Source organism: Nocardia kruczakiae NBRC 101016 (assembly GCF_001612965.1).
In the GTDB taxonomy this organism is placed as follows: domain Bacteria; phylum Actinomycetota; class Actinomycetes; order Mycobacteriales; family Mycobacteriaceae; genus Nocardia; species Nocardia kruczakiae.
The window spans coordinates 90,189-109,584 of the sequence record NZ_BDBL01000027.1; the positions used below are offsets into that span (position 1 = coordinate 90,189).

19 protein-coding genes are annotated in these 19,396 nt (G+C 68.7%); 8 read left to right on the top strand and 11 right to left on the bottom strand.

Annotated features, from left to right (window positions below):
- Position 1: 1 nt before the first annotated feature.
- The 4 genes from NK1_RS20135 to NK1_RS20150 form a co-directional block, all read right to left on the bottom strand.
- Positions 2 to 556 carry a hypothetical protein gene (locus NK1_RS20135; protein ID WP_157104361.1) on the bottom strand — a complete coding sequence of 185 codons (555 nt, stop codon included), beginning with the start codon at positions 554 to 556 and terminating at the stop codon, positions 2 to 4.
- Between the two features lie 81 nt (positions 557 to 637).
- Complete coding sequence (locus NK1_RS20140) at positions 638 to 856, bottom strand: hypothetical protein (RefSeq protein ID WP_036505405.1); 219 nt, start codon at positions 854 to 856, stop codon at positions 638 to 640.
- Between the two features lie 161 nt (positions 857 to 1,017).
- Positions 1,018 to 1,683 (bottom strand): sterol desaturase family protein, encoded by a 666-nt coding sequence (locus NK1_RS20145; RefSeq protein ID WP_063010775.1) that lies wholly within the window; start codon positions 1,681 to 1,683, stop codon positions 1,018 to 1,020.
- Positions 1,673 to 2,404, bottom strand: coding sequence for a FadR/GntR family transcriptional regulator (locus NK1_RS20150; RefSeq protein WP_063010777.1), 732 nt, complete (start codon positions 2,402 to 2,404; stop codon positions 1,673 to 1,675). Before NK1_RS20150 ends, NK1_RS20145 begins: the two co-directional genes overlap by 11 nt.
- Positions 2,405 to 2,600: 196 nt before the next feature.
- On the opposite strand from NK1_RS20150, the gene NK1_RS20155 reads away from it, so the two are divergent.
- Both NK1_RS20155 and NK1_RS35035 read left to right on the top strand, forming a co-directional pair.
- Complete coding sequence (locus tag NK1_RS20155) at positions 2,601 to 3,521, top strand: universal stress protein (protein ID WP_245660687.1); 921 nt, start codon at positions 2,601 to 2,603, stop codon at positions 3,519 to 3,521.
- Positions 3,522 to 3,557: 36 nt separating this feature from the next.
- The gene (locus NK1_RS35035) at positions 3,558 to 3,713 is read left to right on the top strand and encodes a DUF8730 family Cys-rich protein (RefSeq protein ID WP_167331982.1); all 156 of its coding nucleotides are present in this window, start codon (positions 3,558 to 3,560) and stop codon (positions 3,711 to 3,713) included.
- Between the two features lies 1 nt (position 3,714).
- Here NK1_RS35035 and NK1_RS20160 read toward each other — a convergent pair whose 3' ends face one another.
- From NK1_RS20160 to NK1_RS20170, 3 genes are all read right to left on the bottom strand, one after another.
- Positions 3,715 to 4,137, bottom strand: coding sequence for an organic hydroperoxide resistance protein (locus NK1_RS20160; RefSeq protein ID WP_063010856.1), 423 nt, complete (start codon positions 4,135 to 4,137; stop codon positions 3,715 to 3,717).
- 5 nt (positions 4,138 to 4,142) lie between these two features.
- Positions 4,143 to 4,616 (bottom strand): MarR family winged helix-turn-helix transcriptional regulator, encoded by a 474-nt coding sequence (locus tag NK1_RS20165; RefSeq protein ID WP_063010779.1) that lies wholly within the window; start codon positions 4,614 to 4,616, stop codon positions 4,143 to 4,145.
- A gap of 198 nt (positions 4,617 to 4,814) precedes the next feature.
- A complete protein-coding gene (locus NK1_RS20170; RefSeq protein WP_245660689.1) occupies positions 4,815 to 5,366 on the bottom strand; it encodes a TetR/AcrR family transcriptional regulator in 552 nt (183 codons plus the stop codon).
- 108 nt (positions 5,367 to 5,474) lie between these two features.
- Here NK1_RS20170 and NK1_RS20175 point away from each other — a divergent pair, with 108 nt between their 5' ends.
- Positions 5,475 to 6,905 (top strand): FAD-dependent oxidoreductase, encoded by a 1,431-nt coding sequence (locus NK1_RS20175; protein ID WP_063010781.1) that lies wholly within the window; start codon positions 5,475 to 5,477, stop codon positions 6,903 to 6,905.
- 8 nt (positions 6,906 to 6,913) lie between these two features.
- Here the strand turns inward: NK1_RS20175 and NK1_RS34635 are convergent, their stop codons facing one another.
- Genes NK1_RS34635 through NK1_RS20185 form a run of 3 tightly spaced genes read right to left on the bottom strand, consistent with a single transcriptional unit; the run spans position 6,914 to position 9,341 of the window.
- Positions 6,914 to 7,051, bottom strand: coding sequence for a hypothetical protein (locus tag NK1_RS34635; RefSeq protein WP_157104362.1), 138 nt, complete (start codon positions 7,049 to 7,051; stop codon positions 6,914 to 6,916).
- Between the two features lie 17 nt (positions 7,052 to 7,068).
- Positions 7,069 to 8,487: an amidase gene (locus NK1_RS20180; protein WP_063010783.1), complete on the bottom strand. Its 1,419-nt coding sequence runs from the start codon at positions 8,485 to 8,487 to the stop codon at positions 7,069 to 7,071.
- A gap of 29 nt (positions 8,488 to 8,516) precedes the next feature.
- The gene (locus tag NK1_RS20185) at positions 8,517 to 9,341 is read right to left on the bottom strand and encodes a GntR family transcriptional regulator (protein ID WP_063010785.1); all 825 of its coding nucleotides are present in this window, start codon (positions 9,339 to 9,341) and stop codon (positions 8,517 to 8,519) included.
- A gap of 427 nt (positions 9,342 to 9,768) precedes the next feature.
- Between NK1_RS20185 and NK1_RS20190 the strand changes: the two genes are divergently transcribed.
- Entirely contained in the window at positions 9,769 to 10,215 is a 447-nt protein-coding gene (locus NK1_RS20190) for a VOC family protein (protein WP_063010787.1), read from the top strand.
- A 9-nt stretch (positions 10,216 to 10,224) separates the two neighbouring features.
- Here the strand turns inward: NK1_RS20190 and NK1_RS20195 are convergent, their stop codons facing one another.
- The gene (locus NK1_RS20195) at positions 10,225 to 11,088 is read right to left on the bottom strand and encodes an NAD(P)-dependent oxidoreductase (protein WP_063010789.1); all 864 of its coding nucleotides are present in this window, start codon (positions 11,086 to 11,088) and stop codon (positions 10,225 to 10,227) included.
- A 471-nt stretch (positions 11,089 to 11,559) separates the two neighbouring features.
- Between NK1_RS20195 and NK1_RS20200 the strand changes: the two genes are divergently transcribed.
- The 4 genes from NK1_RS20200 (at position 11,560) to thrS (ending at position 19,391) form a co-directional block, all read left to right on the top strand.
- The gene (locus NK1_RS20200) at positions 11,560 to 13,770 is read left to right on the top strand and encodes a SulP family inorganic anion transporter (protein ID WP_063010791.1); all 2,211 of its coding nucleotides are present in this window, start codon (positions 11,560 to 11,562) and stop codon (positions 13,768 to 13,770) included.
- 290 nt (positions 13,771 to 14,060) lie between these two features.
- Positions 14,061 to 16,301, top strand: a complete 2,241-nt coding sequence (locus NK1_RS20205) for a SulP family inorganic anion transporter (protein WP_063010793.1) — start codon at positions 14,061 to 14,063, stop codon at positions 16,299 to 16,301.
- Between the two features lie 246 nt (positions 16,302 to 16,547).
- The gene (locus NK1_RS20210; RefSeq protein WP_063010795.1) at positions 16,548 to 17,195 is read left to right on the top strand and encodes a (2Fe-2S)-binding protein; all 648 of its coding nucleotides are present in this window, start codon (positions 16,548 to 16,550) and stop codon (positions 17,193 to 17,195) included.
- Positions 17,196 to 17,312: 117 nt separating this feature from the next.
- Complete coding sequence (gene thrS / locus NK1_RS20215) at positions 17,313 to 19,391, top strand: threonine--tRNA ligase (protein WP_218023143.1); 2,079 nt, start codon at positions 17,313 to 17,315, stop codon at positions 19,389 to 19,391.
- The last annotated feature ends 5 nt before the right edge of the window (positions 19,392 to 19,396 follow it).

Here is a 19,396-nt window from a genome sequence, read left to right on the forward strand (position 1 = left end):
GTCATGCGGGATCGAGCGAGTCGAGTTCGGCGCGCAGCTGGTCGACCTCGGCCGCGACCTCGTCGCGAAGTTCTTCGCGCTCGGCCAGGCTCAGTCGCAGACTCTCGATCGTCTCGTTCATCGCGGCAAGTCGCCGGTCCGCGCCCTCGAGATGCCATTCCAGCACCGAACGCCGGTCGACGTCGGTGCTGGCGGAACCCACCCACTCGACCAGATAGTCCAGCCATTGCGGTTGTTTCGGCATCGGTTCGTCGTCGTTCCAGCCGCGGCGCAGTGCGGGTTTGGGGGAGAGCACGCGCTCACTGTCGCCACCGTCCGGGGTGGGCGCGTGCAACTGGATCAGGCTCAGCTTGCCGGCGCTGGTCACCACCGCGGTCACCCGATATCGCCCGGCGAGATGCATTCTGAGTTCGGCGGTGCCGCGGCCGTCGGCGTCCATCGCGCCCAGCCACGGGCCGTGTGCCGCGCTGAGAATCGATTCGAGGATGCCGAGCTGGCCGACGCCGCGTCGCAGGCGGGTCGCTCGCTTGCGCAGCTCCTCGGTCGTGGCGGTCATCTGATCCCAGTGCATACCCACGAACATAGTGGTCCCGTCGCGCCGGTTCCCCACCTCCGGTGAAGTGGGGAACCGTCCCGATCACTGCGCGGGCGTCGCGGCCTGCGCACTTCCGCTCGACAGCGCCTTCACCAGATCGGTGATGCCGGACGCGGAGCCGGTGCCCGTGGGGTCCGGCTCGCCCGGCGCCACCACCGGTGTCGCGGAGACGGCGTCGTCCGCCGCCGCGATGCCGGCACCGCCGCACAACGCGGCCGCCGCGGCGGCACCGATCAGGGTCAGAGTTCCGAGTTTCTTCATTCGGATGAAGTCCTATTCCGTGGATGTCGTTGTGAATGCGGCTGCCGCATCGTCAAATTCACTACATCCGGACGAATCGGACCAGCCCCGAGTATCCGGGGCAGCAGTGCCGGGGGCGGCCGCCGTCGGTGCCCCGCAGGCTCCGGCCGAAGCTCGGTCGCTCAGCGGCCGGTGCCGTGCAATGCCGTGGCGGTGCGGGAATTCGGCGTCGACGCCGGATCCGGATAGGTGCCGAGCAGCCGGTCGGCGGTACCGGAGCTGGTGACGGTGAACCAGTAGTGCTCGTTCTTGAAGTGATGCAGCCGGTGGTTGCGCCGGACCGCGGTGTAGAGGCGGGTGCGCGGCTGATAGTCGGTGTGGATCAGATAGTGCGTCCACTCGTAGGCCAGACCCAGCACGCCGACCACGGTGAGGAAGGTCAATCCCAGTCCGATACGCGGAAACGCCAGTGCCGCAACGAGAACGAGAGCCGGGAAGAGCCAGAGGAAGGTCTGCCACGGGATGAAGATCAGGTCCACCCGGCGCGGGTCGGCATGGTGCTCGCGATGTTTGCGCGCGAGCAGTGAATCGAGGGTGAGCCGGCCGATTCGGCGGGGACGCCAATGCAGGATGCACACGTGGATCATCCACTCCGTCACCGGGAAGAACGCCAGCATCACCCCGGCGACCAGGGCATCGGTGAGCTGCCAGTCGCCCACCGCGATCCGGGCGGCCAGCGCGCCCGCCAGCAGCGTGGTGATGATCCACGGCGAGGGGCGGCGCACGAAGACGCCGAAGGCGTCGGGCAGGGTGGTGGTCCGGCGGTGGGAGCGGGTCTCAGCGGTCATCGTCCGCGCCTTCCATCGTGCGTATCACGGCGTCGAATTGTGTTGCGGCGACGCGCAACAGCGTGTCCGCGGCGGCGCGGGCCGCGGTGGGGTCGCCGCCGGCGACGGCCGCGGTGAGCCGGCGGTAGTGGTCGATGCTGCCGACCTCGGCGGCCATCACACCCGCCAGCGCGACGATCGCGGGCTCGTAGACCTCACGCAGCGTGTTGAACAACAGCCGGAACACGATCGATCCGGTGCCGTCGACGATGTGGTCCCAGAATGTCAGCGCCTCGAGTTGTTGTGCGACCGGTTCCTGTTGTGCGGCAAGCGATTCCAGGCAGTCGCCGAGTTCGGCGTGCAGTTGCGCGCCGCCGTGCTCGGCGGCCAGCGCGGCGACCTCCCGGCCCAGGACCAGCCGTGCCTGCAGGATGCTCGCGACCACGGTGTGGTCGAACTCGCCGTTGCGCACGATGAGCCGCGGCAGCAGATCCAATCCGGCCGCACGACGGAAGTCTCGCACCGTGGTCGCCCCGCCCTGGCGCACGTCGATGAGGCCGGTGTGCGCCAGCTTGCGCAGTGCCTCGCGCACGGTCGGCCGCGACACTCCGAGCGCCTCGGCGAGCTGCCGTTCGGCCGGAAGGGCGGCGCCCGCCGGAAGTTCTCCGTCGAGGACCTCGGTCACGAGCTGGTCGAATACCGCGTCGGGGACCGTCTGCCGGTCGATCCGCTGAAAGGCCATGACCGGAACGGTAATCCAGCCGTGGTCAGAGGTCAAGTGGTCAGACCAGTTCATCCCGTTTGTTTCCGGGGGATCCCCGCCTTCCGGCTACGATCGAGCTGTTCCGTCAGGTGCAGTGCTCCCGAGTTTCGCCCGGTGGGGGCTGTCGGGCCGGACCGGCTTTCGTACGCCGCCCAGTCGATCGAGGAGGATGTCCGTGACCACTGATGAATCCGTGACCGAGAAGTCCGTACCTGCCGGGCATCCGGAGACCGCGAAGGGGCCGATCGTCGTCGCCGTGGACGGCTCGCCGACCTCGCTGCAGGCGGTGGCATGGGCGGCCCGCGATGCGGCACTGAGCGGAGCACCGCTGCAGATCGTGCATTCGATCGCGATTCCGGCGAGTTTCGGTCCCGGCCTGGCCGCCGGTACGGCCCAGCCGGATTGGTTGCGAACCGACGGTGAGCAGATCCTCACGCGCGCGACCGAGGTGGCTCGCGACATCGGCGGGCCGGATATCGACATCGACGCCGAACTGGGACTGGAACTGATCATCGGCGACATGCTGGTGCGGTCGGCGACCGCCGGCGCCCTGGTCGCGGGCAGTCGCGGCCGGGGTGCGTTGCAGCGCGGGCTGCTGGGGTCGGTCAGCTCGGCGCTGGTCCATCATGCGAAATGTCCGGTGGTGATCGTCAAATCCCATTCGGCCACCGACCCGGTCGCGGCGCAGCGTCCGGTGCTGGTGGGCGTCGACGGCACCGAGAACAGCGATCCCGCCGTCGAGGCGGCCTTCGCCGAGGCGCACCGGCGTGGTGTGGAACTGGTGGCGCTGCATTCGTGGAGCGACACCACCGGTCTCGACATCTCGATGTTCGGCTGGGATACGATCGTCCGCGCCGAACACGCCATGCTCGCCGAGCGGCTCGGGCCGTGGCGCGAACGGTATCCCGAGCTGCCGGTCACTCTGCAGGTGGTGCGCGACAATCCCGCGAAATCGCTGCTGGAGCAATCGGATTCGGCGCAACTGGTGGTAGTGGGCAGCCGCGGCCGCGGCGGATTCGCCGGAATGCTGCTCGGCTCGACCAGTGCGGCGCTGATCGGTTCGGTCGAATGTCCCATCATGGTGGTGCGCCGCTGACGGCGCACCACGACGCCCCGACCACGAGGAGATGTCATGTGCGTCCCGACCACCTGTACGACCTGCGGCAAGACCACCTGGTCCGGCTGCGGCGCCCACATCGACGAGGTGCGCGCCACGGTTCCGGCCGACCGGTGGTGTGGCGGGCACACCGACCCGGCGCCGGCGAAGCGCTGGTGGCAGCGCGGCTGACTCAGTCCTCGGCGACGATCACGTGGACGTCAATGTTGCCGCGCGTCGCATTCGAGTACGGGCACACCTGGTGTGCCTTGTCGGCGAGCGCCTGAGCCTCGTCGCGCGACAGGTGCGGCAGTGACACCTCCAGGGTCACCTCGAGACCGAAGCCGCCCGCGTCGTTCGGGCCGATGCCGACCTTCGCGCCGACCGCGGAATCGCTGACATCGGCCTTCTCCTGCTTGCCGACAAGACGTAGTGCGGAGTGGAAGCATGCGGCATACCCGGCGGCGAACAGCTGCTCCGGGTTGGTGCCCGCCCCGCTGCCGCCCATTTCCGGCGGCGTCGCGAGGTCGACGTCGAGCTTGCCGTCGGTGCTGCGGGCGTGGCCGTTGCGGCCGTCTCCGGTGGCCAGGGCCTCGGCGGTGTAGAGGATTGCCATATCGATCATCGCTTTCTCTCGGTGGATGCGCCTTCGGCATCCGGTTCGGTATTCAGCGCGGCAGTCAGCCGGGCCAGTGTTTCGCGCAAGGTCACCAGCTCGTCCAGGGACAGTCCGCCGCCGAATGCGGTGGCCATGCGCGCCGGAATGTGGCAGGCGCGCTCCCGTAGTGCGTCCCCGCGTTCGGTGAGCCGGATCTCGACCCTGCGTTCGTCGTCCGCGGCACGCCGGCGCTCGACGAACCCGGCGGCCTCCAGGCGTTTCAACAGCGGTGAGAGCGTGCCGGAATCCAGGGCGAGGGCGGAACAGAGGTCACCGACGCCGCGCCCATCGCGCTCCCACAGCGCCAACATGACCAGATACTGCGGATAGGTCAGCCCCAGGGCGTCCAGCTGCGGCCGATAGCGGGCCGTCACCGCGCGGGAGGCGGCGTACAGCTGAAAGCACAGCTGCTGGTCCAGTGCCAGCGGATCGGTCATGACAACAAACGTAGGACACAATAAAGTTGTGCACAACATAAATTTCCTGAGTGCTGGATCACCCTTGATTGTCGATCGGCTGACGAGCGGGTGGAACCGGCCGGGGCGAGATGCCGCCGTGGTCGGCGCCGTGGGAAGTTTCGGCGGCGAGTGCGGCGGTGATACTCAGTACGGAGTTCGTCTCAGTCCGAGGTGTTCTCAGGCCGAAGTCGCCCGGACGACCATCTCCGCGATCTCGTCGTCGCTCAGGGTGCTGCGTTCGACGAGTATGTGCGACAACACGGTTCGCACGATGATCTCGGCGGCTTGTTCCGGTGTCACGGTCAAATCGCCGGCGCGTTGCAGGGACAGCAGTGGGGTCAGCAGCGCGGCCACGGTTTCGACGAGATTGCGCTCCGAATCCATGTGGGTGACCGCCGCGTTCAACAGCCACTGTGGTTCGTGACCGCGGATGTACCGGAACGCCTCATGGGCCCGCAGATAACGCAGCGCGAAAAGTGTTGCCGCGCGGGTCAATTCCGCTGTCGGCGCCGTCATGTCGACCACCTGGTACGCGGCGGCGATCATGGCGCCGATCTCGCGCCGGACGAGGGCGGCCACCAGTCCGTCCTTGTCGCCGAACTCCCGGTAGGTGGTCGCGCGCGATACGCCCGCGCGCCGCGCCACGTCGGTCAATGTCAGGTCGGTCAGGCCGGATTCCGCCACGAGTTGCAGCGCGGCATCCATCAGTTCGGTCGCGGACCTGGTCACCGCCTCATTCTGCCCGCTTTGCCGGTCAAGGCGGGAACGGTGGTTGTCTCCTCGCTCTTCTGAGACTAATTTGTATCTCAGTCTCAGTGGTGCGATGAAGGTGGCTCGATGGCGAGAATCGGCGAACATGCGGTGGTCGTGGGTGCCGGGATGGGTGGTCTGCTCGCGGCCCGGGTGCTGAGCGACCACTACGACCGCGTCACCGTCGTCGAGCGCGATGCGCTGCCCGACGGTCCGCAGGCGCGCCGGGGCGTCCCACAGGGCCGGCATGTGCACGGGTTGCTGCCGCGCGGGAAGGACCTGCTCGAGGAGTTCTTTCCGGGATTCGAGGCGCAGATGCGCGCCGCCGGGGCGATCGACTGTGATGTGCTGGGGGAGGTCAACTTTCAGATGGCCGGGCGCACACTGGCGCAGGTCTCCACCGGATATCGAGGTCTGCAGGCCAGCCGTCCGCACGTGGAACACCATGTGCGGCAACGTGTCCTGTCGATTCCGAATGTGACGCTGCGTGATCGGTCCCAGGTGTCCGGCGTCATCACGAACTCGTCCGCGACGCGCGTCACCGGCGTCACCGTGCACGATGCGGGCGGTGCGGAAGACCTGGGCGCCGACCTCGTGGTCGCCGCGACCGGGCGCGGCGCGATCGTCCCCGCCTGGCTGGACATCCTCGGCTATCCGCGACCACGGGAAGAGGGCACCACCATCGATATCGTCTACCGCAGCGCGTTCGTCGAACTCGAGCCGGGCGCGCTGGGAACCGACAAATCGCTGACCATCGGTGTGCGGGAACTCCCGCCGCGGGCACTGGCGCTGTTCGCGGTGGAGGGGCGCAATCGCTACGTGCTCACCCTGATCGGGCACGCCGGCGAACAACCGCCCGCGGATCCGGCCGGCTTCCTGGACTTCGCGGCGGCCCTCGCGCCGCCGCACGTGCGCGCGGCGTTACGGCGCGGCGAACTGATCACCGATGTCGCCACCTTCCGCTACAAGGCCAATCTGCGCCGGCGCTACGAACGCCTCGACCGGTTCCCGTCCGGCCTGCTCGCGGTCGGTGACGGCCTGTGCAGTTTCAGTCCCGTCTACGGCCAGGGCATGACGATCGCGGCGATCCAGATGCGGGTGTTGCAACGCTGCCTCGCCGCGGGTGGCGAACGCGATCTGGCCCGCCGCTTCTACACCGCCGTCACCCCCGAGATCGATATCGCCTGGCAGCTCACCGTGATCGCCGACAGCGCGATGCCGCACGTCGGCCCGCACCCGGATCCGGCGATCCGCGTCGCGGTCGCGGCCCTCGACCCGGTGCTGGCCGCGGCCGAGCGTGACCCGGTCGTCGCCGCCACGCTCTATCGCGTGATGGGGCTGACCCAGCGGCCGGCCGCACTGTTGCGTCCCGATCTGGTCGCACGCATCGGTGTGGGTGCGGCGCGTGCGGCCGCCGAGGTGGCGCTGGCGGAGGCCGAACGCCGGGCCGGTCGAATCGGTGGGTTCGTCGCGGCGCTCGGCCCGGCACAGTGCCTCGCCGCGGTGAAACGCCGGTGACGTGAGCCTCAGGTGAGAGCGAAACCGCCGGCCGGGTCGGCCCAGCGGGTGGCCTCGACCGTGGTCAGCAGGTCGGCCATGGCGCGCACGGCCGCGCGCATGGCGTCGACCGCGGCGGTTTCCTCGGGATCGGTGGTCCAGGTCATGATCGGCTCCTGACGATTCAGCGGAGGGCGGTGGGGATCTCGGTGTGATGGGTGGTGCGGCGCTGGTAGGCGTCCCCGGCGCGCAGGACGGTGGCTTCGCCGAAATGCTTGCCGGACACCGACATCGACAGGGGCAGGCCGTCGGCGGTGGTGCCGATCGGCAGCGCGAGGGTGGGGTTGCCCAGTGGGTTCCAGTACGGGGTGTGCAGACTCGACAACACCCCCATCGGCTGCAGTTGATCCAGATCGGCGATCGCGGGGGCGCCGAGGTGTCCGGTCGGCGTCACCACCAGGTCGACCTTCGTCAGCAGTTCGGCCATCCGCTGCCTGCCGATGCGGCGGACCCGTTGAGCCTGAACATAATCCGGCCCGCTGACCGCATCCCCGCCGGCGAGGATGATGCGGGTGGCCTGCCCGTAGTCCGCCCAGCGTTCGCGCAGCGCGGGCCGGTGGTAGGCGTGCGCCTCCGCCAGCATCACCACGACGTCGACCGCGGTCAGTTCCCGGTACATCGGCACCTGTACGGGCACCATCCGGGCGCCCGCCGTGGCGAGTACGGCCACGGCGTCGGAAAACCGTTGTGGCTGAGCCGGATCGATGCCACCGTCAGCGAACCGATCCAGATCGTCCACGCCGATGGTCAGTCCGCTCAGATCTCCGCTGAGCGCGCCCGGATAGTCGTCGACCGGTGTGTGCGCACTGTAGGGATCGGCCGGGTCGTATCCCGCCAGCACCGAAAGCAGCAGGGCGCAGTCGGCGGCCGAACGGGCCATTGGGCCCGGATGGTCGAGGGTGTACCCCAGCGGAACCACGCCGGACTTCGGGACGCGGCCGAAGGTCGGCTTCAATCCGGTGATCCCGTTGAAGGCGGCCGGAATGCGGATACTGCCCGCCGTGTCGGTTCCGACGGCGCCCAGGAACATCCCGGCGGCCACGCCGCTGCCCGATCCTGAACTCGACCCGCCCGCCCAGCGGGACGGATTCCACGGATTACGCGGTACCGGAAAGGGTTTGGCCGGATCCGGGAGACCGATGGCGAATTCCATCGTCGTCACCTTGCCGGTGACGACGGCGCCGGCCTCCTCGAGCCGGCGGACCACCGTGCAATCGCCCTGGGCGGCGCCCCACCCGGGATCGAGAACCAGGCTCTGCGCGGTGGTGGGTGCCGCGGAATGGGCGAGAATATCCTTGATTCCCACCGGGATTCCGGCCAGCGGGCCGAGCGGAACGCCGGCGGCCAGCTTCTCGTCGATGCGCGCGGCCTGTGCGACCGCGCGCTCGTCGAACCGCGACAGGTAGACACCGAGCGTCGCGTCGTGTGCGTCGGCGGCGGCGAGGGCCTGTTCGACCAGCCGGGTGGCGGTGGTCTCGCCGGACCGCAGCGCGGCGGCGGCCTCGGTCAGTCCGGAGAGTACGGGTGGGTCGGCGAGTGTCATGGTCGTCCTTACCTGGGCGGGCGGTGGTGTCAGCGGGACAGGGTGGCGGTCATGTCGAGGCGGGGGATGGCGCCGAGTTCGAGCTGGATCTCGCCGCGGCAGGAACCCAGCGCGTAATCGACGGCGATACCGCCGCGGGTACGGATGGTTTGTTCCACCAGCAGCACCGGCTCACCGGGCAGGATGTGCAGCAGTGCCGCGGTGCACTCGTCGGCGCGTGCGGCCTGGACGCCGATGTCGCTGCCGCCGACATCCACCCGGCCGCCGCGCAACAGACTGTAGAAGTCGTCGCCGAACGCGGCCTGGTCGATCCGCGTCGCCTCCGGTGCGCGCAAATAGTTGGTGAATACCGCGAGCGGGCGATCGTCGAGCAGCAGGACGTATTCGACGCACAGGCAATCGTCTCCGGGCCCGACATCGGCCAGATGGGCGGCGATCACCGGCGGCGCCGGGATCCAGGCCCAGTACAGCAGGCGCGGCGAGATCCGGCCGAGGGCCAGATGTTGCTCGAGCGTCCGGCCCTCCGGCGGCAGCGCGCCGGATACGACGTAGTGCTCACCGACCGCGACCGTTCCCACTCCGCGGCGTCGCTCGATCAAACCGTCGGCACGCAACATGCCGAGCGCGGCGCGGACCACGTCGCGCGGGAGATGGTGGCGCGCCATCAATTCGGGTTCGCCGGGCAACCGTCCGGTGCCGAACGAGCCCGCCCGCAGGTCCGCGCGCAGCAGATCCCGCAGGCGCCGTGCGGGCAGTTGCGCTGCGGCCGGCAGGATTTCGCGCATCTGATCGCCGAACACCCGGCGGTCGCGTGCGGTCCGATCGGAATGGAGCTGTTCGGAGCGGTGGTGCATGCCGGTAGCGTGCGGAGAATCCGCGTTACGCGACAAGGACTTCCGGTAAAGACCTGGTTACGCGGCCGACCGGATCGGTGCGCAAAGGCGTTACCAGCGGTTTTCGGTGCCGTCGGACGGTATTTCGCGGTCGCTCGGCAAGATGCGGTCCCGTCCGCAACCCCGGTGTCGGAAGTTACGCGGGCGGATGGTGGGAGTGCGGAGGGGGTGGGCCGGAGTGATGCCGGGATTGGTGGGAGCGACGCAGAGAGGGTTGGCGGGAGCGACCACGGTGGGGCGGTGGAGAGATGCAGGGTGGGCGGTGGGAGAGATGCAGGGTGGGCGGTGGGAGTGACACCGCTCGGTGGTATGTCCGATCCGTTCAAGACAGGCCCGGCGCCGGCGGAGTTGACTGCATGCGGAAGACGGCGAGAACGGAGGTATCGGGGTGCGAGCACAGATCCATGCGATCACGCTGGGCGTGGGCGATCTGGAGGTGTCGTTGCGGTTCTACCGGGCGCTCGGACTCGAGTCGCCGGGGATCATCGGAACCGAATTCCGGCCGGATGCGGAGAATCCCGGCGGGGCGGTGGTCATGTTCACGCTCGGCAACGGAGTGACGCTGGCGCTGTACGGCCGCGACGACCTGGCCAAGGATGCGGGAATCCCGCCGGAACGGATGCACGGTTCCGCGATGAGTCCGGGCTGGTTCGTCGACAGTGACGCCGAGGCGGAACGAGTTCTGGAACTCGCAGGCGCGTCGGGCGGCACCGTGGTCCAGCCCGCGCGCACGCGGCCGTGGGGGATCTACGCCGGCTACTTCGCCGACCCCGACGGGCATCTGTGGGAAGTCGTGCACTTCGCTCGATCCGAAGCTCAGCCGGGAGCTGACTAGCCCCGGTCGTCACCCCTGCGCCGAGTCGCCGCCGTCCCGGTACAGCGCGGCGATGGCCGCGATATCGGCGCCGGGATTCGTTCGTGCCGCATCCTCGTATCGCTTGCGGACGATTTCCGCCAACGGCAGGTGGGCACCCGCCTGCGTGGCGATGTCGACGGCGAGTCCCGCGTCCTTGGCGCCCAGGACGGTGGTCCACCATCCGTCCGGGGACGCGGTGAGCACGGCGTCGAAGCGGTTCGCCAGCGCGGGCGCGACGACCGGCGCGTCGGCGAGCAGTTCGCGCAGCTGGTCGTCGCCGAGTCCGCCGGATCGTCCCACGGTGAACGCCTCCGCCAGCGCCACGACCCCGGAGATCAGCAGGAAATTCGTGGTGACTTTGGCGGTCAGCGCATGTGCCGCCGAATCGTAGTGGCGCACCCGCTCGGAGAGCGTGCCGAGCAGACGTGCGAGCCGGTCCCGCAGTGGCGCGGGCCCACCGGCCAGCAGCGTCGCCTTCCCCGCCGTGACCGCGCCGGGCGCGCCGACGATCGGAAGAGCGAGAAACCGGTCACCGAAGCCGTCGGCGAGAGCGGCGCCCAATGCGGGGGAGACGGTCGAACAGTCGATGTACGGGGTGCCGGAATCGAGCGATGTCTGCAGTTCGCCGAAGGCCACCGAGGTTACCGCGGCGTCGTCGGCGAGCGCGGTGAGGGCCGCGTCGACTCCCGACACGGCCGCCGCGACAGTTCCCGCCTCCGTCGCTCCGGCCGAAATCAATTCGGCCGCTTTACCTTCGGTGCGGTTCCACACCGTCACCCGATGTCCGCCGTCGAGCAGGCGCCCGGCCACGGCGCGGCCCATCCGTCCCATTCCCAGAACCGCGATATGCATTGCTGCCTCCTCGTCCGGGTCGCGGTCGGCACACGGCACCGACCCTGTCCTTCCCACTGTCCCGCAGCGCGCCGCGCCGGTCGCGGTCGGCCTCGGTGATAGGAGAATCGTACAAGTGACCAGGAACGCCGCTGGGGTAGTATCGCCCGTGGGTGCGGCGAAGCGATTCTGCGCCATCGTCTTTCGGTGCATTGCTACGTTCGGGGGTGATCCCTGGTGACTCCGGACCTCGAGTCGAGTTGTGATATAGATCACAATTGAGTACCGGCGCCGACTTTTGTGCTGAAAACCCTTTCCAACTGCTTTGCGTTGTCTTTACTATTAGGTGCGTTGGGCCGCTGCCGGACCTCCATGTCCGGATGCGTCGCAGGCGCAACACATCTCGCGTCATCCGCTTCGCCCGCCCGCTCTCGATGCCAGTACATGTTCCACCGATGGACCGAACCGACACCGGTTCGGCGAAGGAGAAATATGTCCACCGACACCGACTCGGTCCGACGGACGTCACCTCGGGGCCTTTCGGTCGTTCTACGCCACGATCTACCCGCCTCCGTGGTGGTTTTCCTCGTCGCGCTACCCCTGTCCATCGGCGTGGCCGTCGCCATGGGCGCGCCGGTCGCGGCCGGTTTGATCGCCGCCGTGGTCGGCGGTCTGGTCGCCGGGCTGTGTGGCGGTTCGGTACTGCAGGTCAGCGGCCCCACCGCCAGCCTCACCGTCGTGGTGGCCGAATCCATCCACCAGTTCGGCTGGGCGACAACCTGTTTCATCACCGTGTGCGCCGGTGCGCTGCAGGTGGTGTTCGGCCTGAGCCGGATCGCGCGCGGCGCACTGGCCATCGCGCCCGTGGTGGTGCACGCCATGCTCGCCGGCATCGGCGTCGTGATCGCACTGCAGCAACTGCACGTCCTGCTGGGCGGGCAGACGTTGAGTTCGTCGTGGGCGAGCATCGTGCAACTGCCGCATCAGCTGACGGTGATGCACGCCGGCGACGCGCTGGTCGGCGGGGTGGTGATCGCGATCATGCTGGGCTGGCGCTATCTGCCGGGCCGGATTCGTGCGGTACCGGCGCCGCTGGCCGCCGTGGTCGCGGCGACGGCGCTGGCGATGGTGGTGCCCACCAGCGTGGAACGCATCACGCTGCACGGGTCGCTGTTCGACGCGATGTCGTTACCGCAACTGCCGCACGGCAATTGGAGTGCGGTCGTGCTGACCGCCTTCACCATCGCGCTGATCGCCAGCGTGGAGACGCTGCTGTCCGCCGTGGCCGTCGACCGGTTGCGGCCGGAGTACCGCACCGACCTCGACCGCGAACTGCTCGGCCAGGGCGTCGCGAACATGACCTCCGGCATGCTCGGCGGCCTGCCCATCGCCGCGGTCATCGTCCGCAGTATCACCAACGCCAAGGCCGGCGCGCGGACCAAGGCCTCCACCATGCTCAGTGGCGTGTGGGTGCTGGTGTTCTCCGTCGCGCTGGTCGAGGTGGTGCGTCAGATCCCGAAGGCGGCGCTGGCCGGGCTGTTGATCGTCATCGGTATCGGCCTGGTGAAACTCGCGCACATCCGCCTCGCGCGCCGCGCCGGTGATCTGATCGTCTATGCCGCAACGGTTCTCGTGGTGATCTTCGGCAATCTGCTGCTGGGTATGCTGATCGGGCTGGTGCTCTCGTTCGCGCTGCTCATGTGGCGGGTGGTGCGGGTGGTGATCGTGGCCGCGCCGGTCGGCGACACCGGGCGCTGGCTCGTGACCGTGGACGGTTCGGCCACCTTCCTGGCCCTGCCGCGCCTCACCGCTGCGCTGGCGCGGATTCCCGCGGGCGTCGCGGTCACCGTGGAGATGACCGTCGACTTCATCGACCACGCCGCCTCCGACACCCTGCACGAATGGGCGCAGCGGCACGAAAGCCTCGGCGGCACGGTGCAATTCGTCGAACTCGGCGCCGTGCGCATCGCCGACCTCACCGCGGGGCCGCCCGCGCGCGGCCACGCCCGGCGCATGCTCGACGACGTGCTCGCGCCCTGGCGTCCCACCACCCGCACCGATCGGATCGCCGCCGGGATCGCGGCCTATCACCGCGGGCACGCCCACATGATGCGGCCGCATCTGGACGAACTTCGGCACACCCAGGATCCGGAATCGCTGTTCGTCACCTGCGCCGACTCCCGCATCGTGCCCAACGTGATCACCAACAGCGGCCCCGGCGATCTGTTCACCGTGCGCAATGTCGGTAATCTGATCCCCGCCGACGGCCGCGACACCTCGGTCGAGGCCGCGCTGGTCTACGCACTGAACAAACTCGACGTGCGCTCGATCGTCGTCTGCGGGCATTCCGGCTGCGGTGCCATGGACGCACTGCATCACGGTCTGCACACCGGCTCGGGCCTCGACGACTGGCTCGCGCACGGCCGCCCCGCGCTCGAGCGCTTCCGCGCCGGGCACCCGGTGGCGGCGGCGGCCGCGGCCGCCGGATACGGCGAGGTCGACCAGCTGGGCATGGTGAACGTCGCCGTGCAGATCGAGACGCTGGCCGCCCATCCCGTCGTGCGGCGCGGGATCGAGGCGCGCGGTGTGGTGCTGTCGGGACTGTTCTTCGATATCGCCACCGCCCGCGTCCTCGCGATCACGCCCGACGGTATCGCCGATATCGACGACCTCCGCCACCCCGCACCTGTCCCGGTGTCCTGAAAGGAGCATTCCCAGTTCTGGCAATTTCGCCGGATGGAAAACGCGCGCTGAGCGGGCGCACAGTGGTGCCGGTGCAGGTCGGAGCTCCAGGCGGGTGAGGGCCGTCACATCGAATCCGGATCGTGTGCGAGGCTAAAGATCCTTTTCTAAGCCTTTGCTTAGTCTTTACTATTAGGGTTGCCCTCGCTTCCGGCTCACTGCTGGACAACGAAGTCTCGCAGCTGAATTCGATGCCTGGAGAACATGTTCGACCGACCGGACCGCCGCGGCGGCTCCGGTGAAGGAGCAATATGTCCACCGACACCGTCGCTACGCCCAGACCCTCGGCCCCGCCGGGCCCCAGCTGGTCGGACCGGATGAATTCGGTCCTTCGACACGATCTACCCGCATCCGTCGTCGTCTTTCTCGTCGCGCTCCCGCTCTCTATCGGCATCGCGGTCGCCACCGGCGCCCCGGTCGCGGCCGGACTCATCGCCGCCGCCGTGGGCGGCATCGTGGTGGGAACCCTGGGGGGCTCCGTCCTGCAGGTCAGCGGTCCGGCCGCCGGCCTGACCGTGGTCATGGCCGAGACCATCAATCAATTCGGCTGGAAGACAACCTGTTTCATCACCGTCTGCGCGGGTCTGCTGCAGATCGTGTTCGGCCTGAGCCGGATCGCGCGCGCCGCGCTCGCCATCGCACCGGTCGTCGTGCACGCGATGCTCGCCGGCATCGGTATCACCATCGCCTTGCAGCAGGTTCATGTGCTGCTCGGCGGATCGTCGCAGAGCTCGGCGTGGGAGAACGTCGCCGAGTTGCCGAATCAGCTGTTGCACCTCAGCGGTATCGACGTCGTGATCGGCGGGCTGGTCATCGCGATCATGCTCGGCTGGCGCTGGGTGCCGGCCAAGATCCGCGTGGTCCCCGGACCGCTGGTGGCGATCGTGGTCGCCACCGCGCTGTCGCTGGTGCTGCCCGGAGACCCCGCCCGCATCACGATGAGCGGGTCGCTGTTCGACGCCGTCGGCCTGCCGGACATGCCCAGCGGAGACTGGAGCGGTGTCGCGCTGGCGGTGCTGACCGTGGCCCTGATCGCCAGTGTGGAAAGCCTGCTGTCGGCCGTCGCCGTCGACAAGATGCACAACGGACCGCGTACCAACTTCGACCGTGAGCTCATGGCGCAGGGTGCGGCCAACGTGACCTCGGGCATGATAGGTGGCCTGCCGGTCACCGGCGTGATCGTGCGCAGTGCGACGAATGTGACCGCCGGTGCGCGCAGCCGGGCCTCGGCGCTGCTGCACGGCGTCTGGGTGCTGCTGTTCTCGATCGCCCTGGTGGGCGTGGTCGAGCAGATCCCGAAATCGGCGCTGGCCGGTCTGCTGGTGATGATCGGCATCCAGCTGGTGAAGCTCGCCCACATCAAGATCGCGCACCGCACCGGCGAACTGGTGATCTACGCGGTGACCATCGCCGCGGTGGTGTTCTTGAACCTGCTCGAAGGTGTGCTGATCGGTCTGGTCGTCGCCTTCGCGCTGCTGCTGTGGCGCGTGGTGCGCGTCTCGGTCGAGGCCGCTCCGGTCGAGGGCACCGACCGGTGGCTGGTGAGCGTCGACGGCACCTGCACCTTCCTCGCCCTGCCGAAGCTGACCGGGCAGCTGGCCACGGTGCCCGCCGGCGCGGACGTCCTGGTGGAGCTGACGGTCGACTTCCTCGACCACGCCGCCTACGACGCCATCCACTCTTGGGCGAAGCAGCACGAAAGTACCGGCGGCACCGTCGAATTCGTCGAGATCGGGACCGCGCGCATGGCCGATGCGGCCGAGCGTCCGCCGCGGCGCGCCCGGGCCCGCGGGCTGCTCGACGATGTGCTGGGGCCGTGGCGTTCCGAGGGTGGCAATCCCGTCGCCGCCGGTGTCGCCGCCTACCACCGCAGCCACGCCCACGTGATGCGGCCGCACCTGGACGAATTACGCAACGGTCAGGACCCGGACTCCTTCTTCCTGACCTGCTCCGACTCGCGGATCGTGCCGAACGTGATCACCAACAGCGGTCCGGGTGACCTGTTCACCGTCCGCAACATCGGCAATCTGATCCCGGCGCGCGGCACCGATGTGTCGGTGGACGCCGCGCTGAGTTTCGCGTTGCACAATCTGTCGGTACGCAACGTCGTGGTGTGCGGACATTCGGGCTGCGGTGCGATGAACGCCCTGCTGTCGGATCGGTCCGCCGGCCCCGATATCGACGACTGGCTGGCCCACGGCGCCGAGGCCCTGCAGCGCTATCGCGGCGGCCATCCGGTGGCGGCGGCCGCGGCGGCCGCCGGATACGGCCCGGCCGACCAGCTGAGCATGGTCAACGTCGCGGTCCAGCTGGAGACGCTGCGGGAGCATCCGGTCGTCGCACGGGCCGTCGACGAGCGCGGTGTTGCGCTTTCGGGCCTGTTCTTCGATATCGGAACCGCACGGGTCCTCGAGGTCACCACGACCGGCATCGCCGAGATCACCGATGCCGAGCGACCCGGAATACCCGCCCGGAATCCGACCCACGCCTGATCCGGGCGGAGGGTGCGCGAGTTCGTCGGCCCGACAGCCGAACTCGCGCACCCGTCCACCTTCGCCGCGGCAGCCGTCCCGCCACGACCCGGGGACGGCTGTCGCGGCGCGCCTGAACGTCGGCGTCGCCCGCGCCGATACGCTGAGCGGCGCACCCCGAAACCCTGCCGCCGCCTCGATCCGAGCGCGCCGGACATGCCATGGTGGACGTGGTGCATTCGCTGGATCGATGTGGATCGGAGTCGGATGGAAATGGTGGCGCAGTCGGTGGCGTCCGGGAGGCCCGCCCAGGTGGCCGGCATCAAACTCACCGAGCCCGCGTGGCTGTCGGAACGGATCGCCGATATGGGAATCTCCTGGGGCACAGGCAATTCCCGTGTCTCGGGCACGCTGTGGTGGTGTATGGCCGCCTCGGCGCTGGTGGATCCGATCACCGAGGCCTACGCGACCGGCGCACCGGCACCCGACCCCACGCTGGAACGGTTGCGCTGCGAGATCCGCCCCGACGGTGGCATCGAGCGGATCGTGCCCGAATCCGCGGGCGAGTCCGAGGCGGTCGGCGCCGCGCTGGGCGACACTCTGCGGCGCGTGATCCCGGTCGTGGCCCGGGTGACCGGCGCCGGTCCCGCAGCGCTGTGGGCGATCGTCGCCGACGCGATCGGCAACCGGGCCATCGACGCGGGCGATCCCGAGGCGGGGGCGCGGCTGGCCGCGCAGGTCGGGGAGCGGCTGCCCGCGCCGCGATTCACCGACATCGCCGCGCGTACGTTCGTGCGGCGCATCTCCTGCTGCCTGGTCTACGAGGTGCCCGGTTGCGATATGTGCACCAGCTGCCCCAAAAGGCCCGCCGCCGAGCGCGAGCGGCTGCTCACCGAGCTGGCCCGGCGCGGGTGAGCGGGCCGCGGCCGCTTCGCGGCCGGTCCATCGGCGCACGACCGGTACCGTCCCGATAGCATTGGTCGGGCCGGTGAGATTTCTGTTCGTCGACCGGCCCGGAACAAGAATGCCGACATGTCTAAGGAGAGCGCAGCCGTGACCACCTCAGCCCGCATAACCCCCGCCGCCCTCGTCCGGGTGCCGGCCGGGACGACGGCGGGCGCCGCGGTGCGCGAAGCGGGCCTGGCCACCAAGGGCCCCGACACCGTCGTCGTCGTCCGCGACGACGAGGGCAACCTGAGGGACCTGTCCTGGGCGCCCGAGACCGACGTCGAGGTCGAGGCGGTCACCGCCGGCTCCGAGGACGGCCGCAGCGTCATCCGCCATTCGGCCGCCCACGTGCTGGCCCAGGCGGTCCAGCAGGAGTTCCCCGAGGCCAAACTCGGCATCGGCCCGCCGATCAAGGACGGCTTCTACTACGACTTCCAGGTCGAGCGGCCCTTCACCCCCGAGGATCTGGCCAAGCTCGAATCCCGGATGAAGAAGATCATCAAAGGCGCGCAACGGTTTTCGCGCCGGGTGGTCGAGGTCGAGGAGGCCCGGGTGGAATTGGCGAAGGAGCCGTTCAAACTCGAGCTGATCTCCGATAAATCGGGAATCGACGATCCGGAGGTCATGGAGGTCGGCGGTAAAGAGCTGACGATCTACGACAATCTCGACCCGCGCTCCGGCGAGAAGGTATGGGGCGACCTGTGCCGCGGCCCGCACATCCCGACCACGAAATTCATTCCCGCGTTCAAACTGACCCGCTCCTCGGCGGCCTACTGGCGCGGTGACCAGAACCGCGAGGATCTGCAGCGCATCTACGGCACCGCCTGGGAATCGCCGGAGGCGCTGGAGAACCATCTGCACGTCCTGGAAGAGGCCGAGAAGCGCGATCACCGCAAACTCGGACTGGAACTGGATCTGTTCTCGTTCCCGGACGAGCTGGGTTCGGGCCTGCCGGTGTTCCATCCCAAGGGCGGCATCATCCGCAAGGAACTCGAGGACTATTCCCGTCGCCGCCACATCGCGGCCGGCTACGAATTCGTCAACACCCCGCACATCACCAAGGGGCATCTGTTCGAGGTCTCCGGACATCTCGACTGGTATCGCGAGGGCATGTTCCCGGCCATGCATCTCGACGCCGAATACAACGACGACGGCACCGTGCGCAAACCCGGCCAGGACTATTACGTCAAACCGATGAACTGCCCGATGCACAATCTGATCTTCCGCTCGCGCGGCCGGTCGTATCGGGAGCTGCCGCTGCGGCTGTTCGAATTCGGGTCGGTGTATCGCTACGAGAAGTCCGGTGTCGTACACGGGCTGACCCGGGTGCGCGGCATGACCCAGGACGACGCGCACATCTACTGCACCAAAGAGCAGATGCACGCCGAACTGACCTCGACCCTGCAATTCGTGCTGAGCCTGCTGCGCGATTACGGTCTCGACGATTTCTACCTGGAATTGTCGACCAAGGATCCGCAGAAATTCGTGGGCTCCGACGAATTGTGGGAGGAGGCCACCGAGACGCTGCGCAAGGTGGCCACCGATTCGGGCCTGGATCTGGTCCCGGATCCGGGCGGCGCCGCGTTCTACGGTCCGAAGATCTCCGTGCAGGCCAAGGACGCGCTGGGCCGCACCTGGCAGATGTCGACCATCCAGCTCGACTTCAACCTGCCCGAGCGCTTCGGCCTGGAATACACCGCCTCCGACGGCACCAAGCAGCGCCCGGTGATGATCCACCGCGCCCTGTTCGGGTCCATCGAACGATTCTTCGGCGTGCTCACCGAGCATTACGCGGGCGCGTTCCCGGCCTGGCTGGCACCGGTGCAGGTGGTCGGCATCCCGGTCGCCGACGCGTTCGCCGACCATCTGGACACGGTGGTGGAGGAACTGCGTGCCCACGGGGTACGCGCCGAGGTCGACCGCAGTGACGACCGGATGCAGAAGAAGATCTTCAACCACACCGCGCAGAAGGTGCCGTTCATGCTGCTGGCCGGCGAGCGCGATGTGAACGCCGGTGCGGTGAGCTTCCGATTCCGCGACGGCACCCAGGTCAACACCGTGCCGGTGGCCGATGCGGTGGCGACCGTCGTCGACTGGATCTCGCGGCGCGACAACGCCTCGCCGAGCGCGGAAGGATTCGAGGTCCGGACCGGTGGGGCGTGAGTGAG

Coding starts and splice junctions, on each gene's coding strand:
- NK1_RS20135 (WP_157104361.1), bottom strand. CDS start 556: ATGACCGCCACGACCGAGGAGCTGCGCAAGCGAGCGACCCGCCTGCGA.
- NK1_RS20140 (WP_036505405.1), bottom strand. CDS start 856: ATGAAGAAACTCGGAACTCTGACCCTGATCGGTGCCGCCGCGGCGGCC.
- NK1_RS20145 (WP_063010775.1), bottom strand. CDS start 1,683: ATGACCGCTGAGACCCGCTCCCACCGCCGGACCACCACCCTGCCCGAC.
- NK1_RS20150 (WP_063010777.1), bottom strand. CDS start 2,404: ATGGCCTTTCAGCGGATCGACCGGCAGACGGTCCCCGACGCGGTATTC.
- NK1_RS35035 (WP_167331982.1), top strand. CDS start 3,558: ATGTGCGTCCCGACCACCTGTACGACCTGCGGCAAGACCACCTGGTCC.
- NK1_RS20160 (WP_063010856.1), bottom strand. CDS start 4,137: ATGGCAATCCTCTACACCGCCGAGGCCCTGGCCACCGGAGACGGCCGC.
- NK1_RS20165 (WP_063010779.1), bottom strand. CDS start 4,616: ATGACCGATCCGCTGGCACTGGACCAGCAGCTGTGCTTTCAGCTGTAC.
- NK1_RS20175 (WP_063010781.1), top strand. CDS start 5,475: ATGGCGAGAATCGGCGAACATGCGGTGGTCGTGGGTGCCGGGATGGGT.
- NK1_RS34635 (WP_157104362.1), bottom strand. CDS start 7,051: ATGACCTGGACCACCGATCCCGAGGAAACCGCCGCGGTCGACGCCATG.
- NK1_RS20180 (WP_063010783.1), bottom strand. CDS start 8,487: ATGACACTCGCCGACCCACCCGTACTCTCCGGACTGACCGAGGCCGCC.
- NK1_RS20185 (WP_063010785.1), bottom strand. CDS start 9,341: ATGCACCACCGCTCCGAACAGCTCCATTCCGATCGGACCGCACGCGAC.
- NK1_RS20195 (WP_063010789.1), bottom strand. CDS start 11,088: ATGCATATCGCGGTTCTGGGAATGGGACGGATGGGCCGCGCCGTGGCC.
- NK1_RS20200 (WP_063010791.1), top strand. CDS start 11,560: ATGTCCACCGACACCGACTCGGTCCGACGGACGTCACCTCGGGGCCTT.
- NK1_RS20205 (WP_063010793.1), top strand. CDS start 14,061: ATGTCCACCGACACCGTCGCTACGCCCAGACCCTCGGCCCCGCCGGGC.
- NK1_RS20210 (WP_063010795.1), top strand. CDS start 16,548: ATGGAAATGGTGGCGCAGTCGGTGGCGTCCGGGAGGCCCGCCCAGGTG.
- thrS (WP_218023143.1), top strand. CDS start 17,313: ATGTCTAAGGAGAGCGCAGCCGTGACCACCTCAGCCCGCATAACCCCC.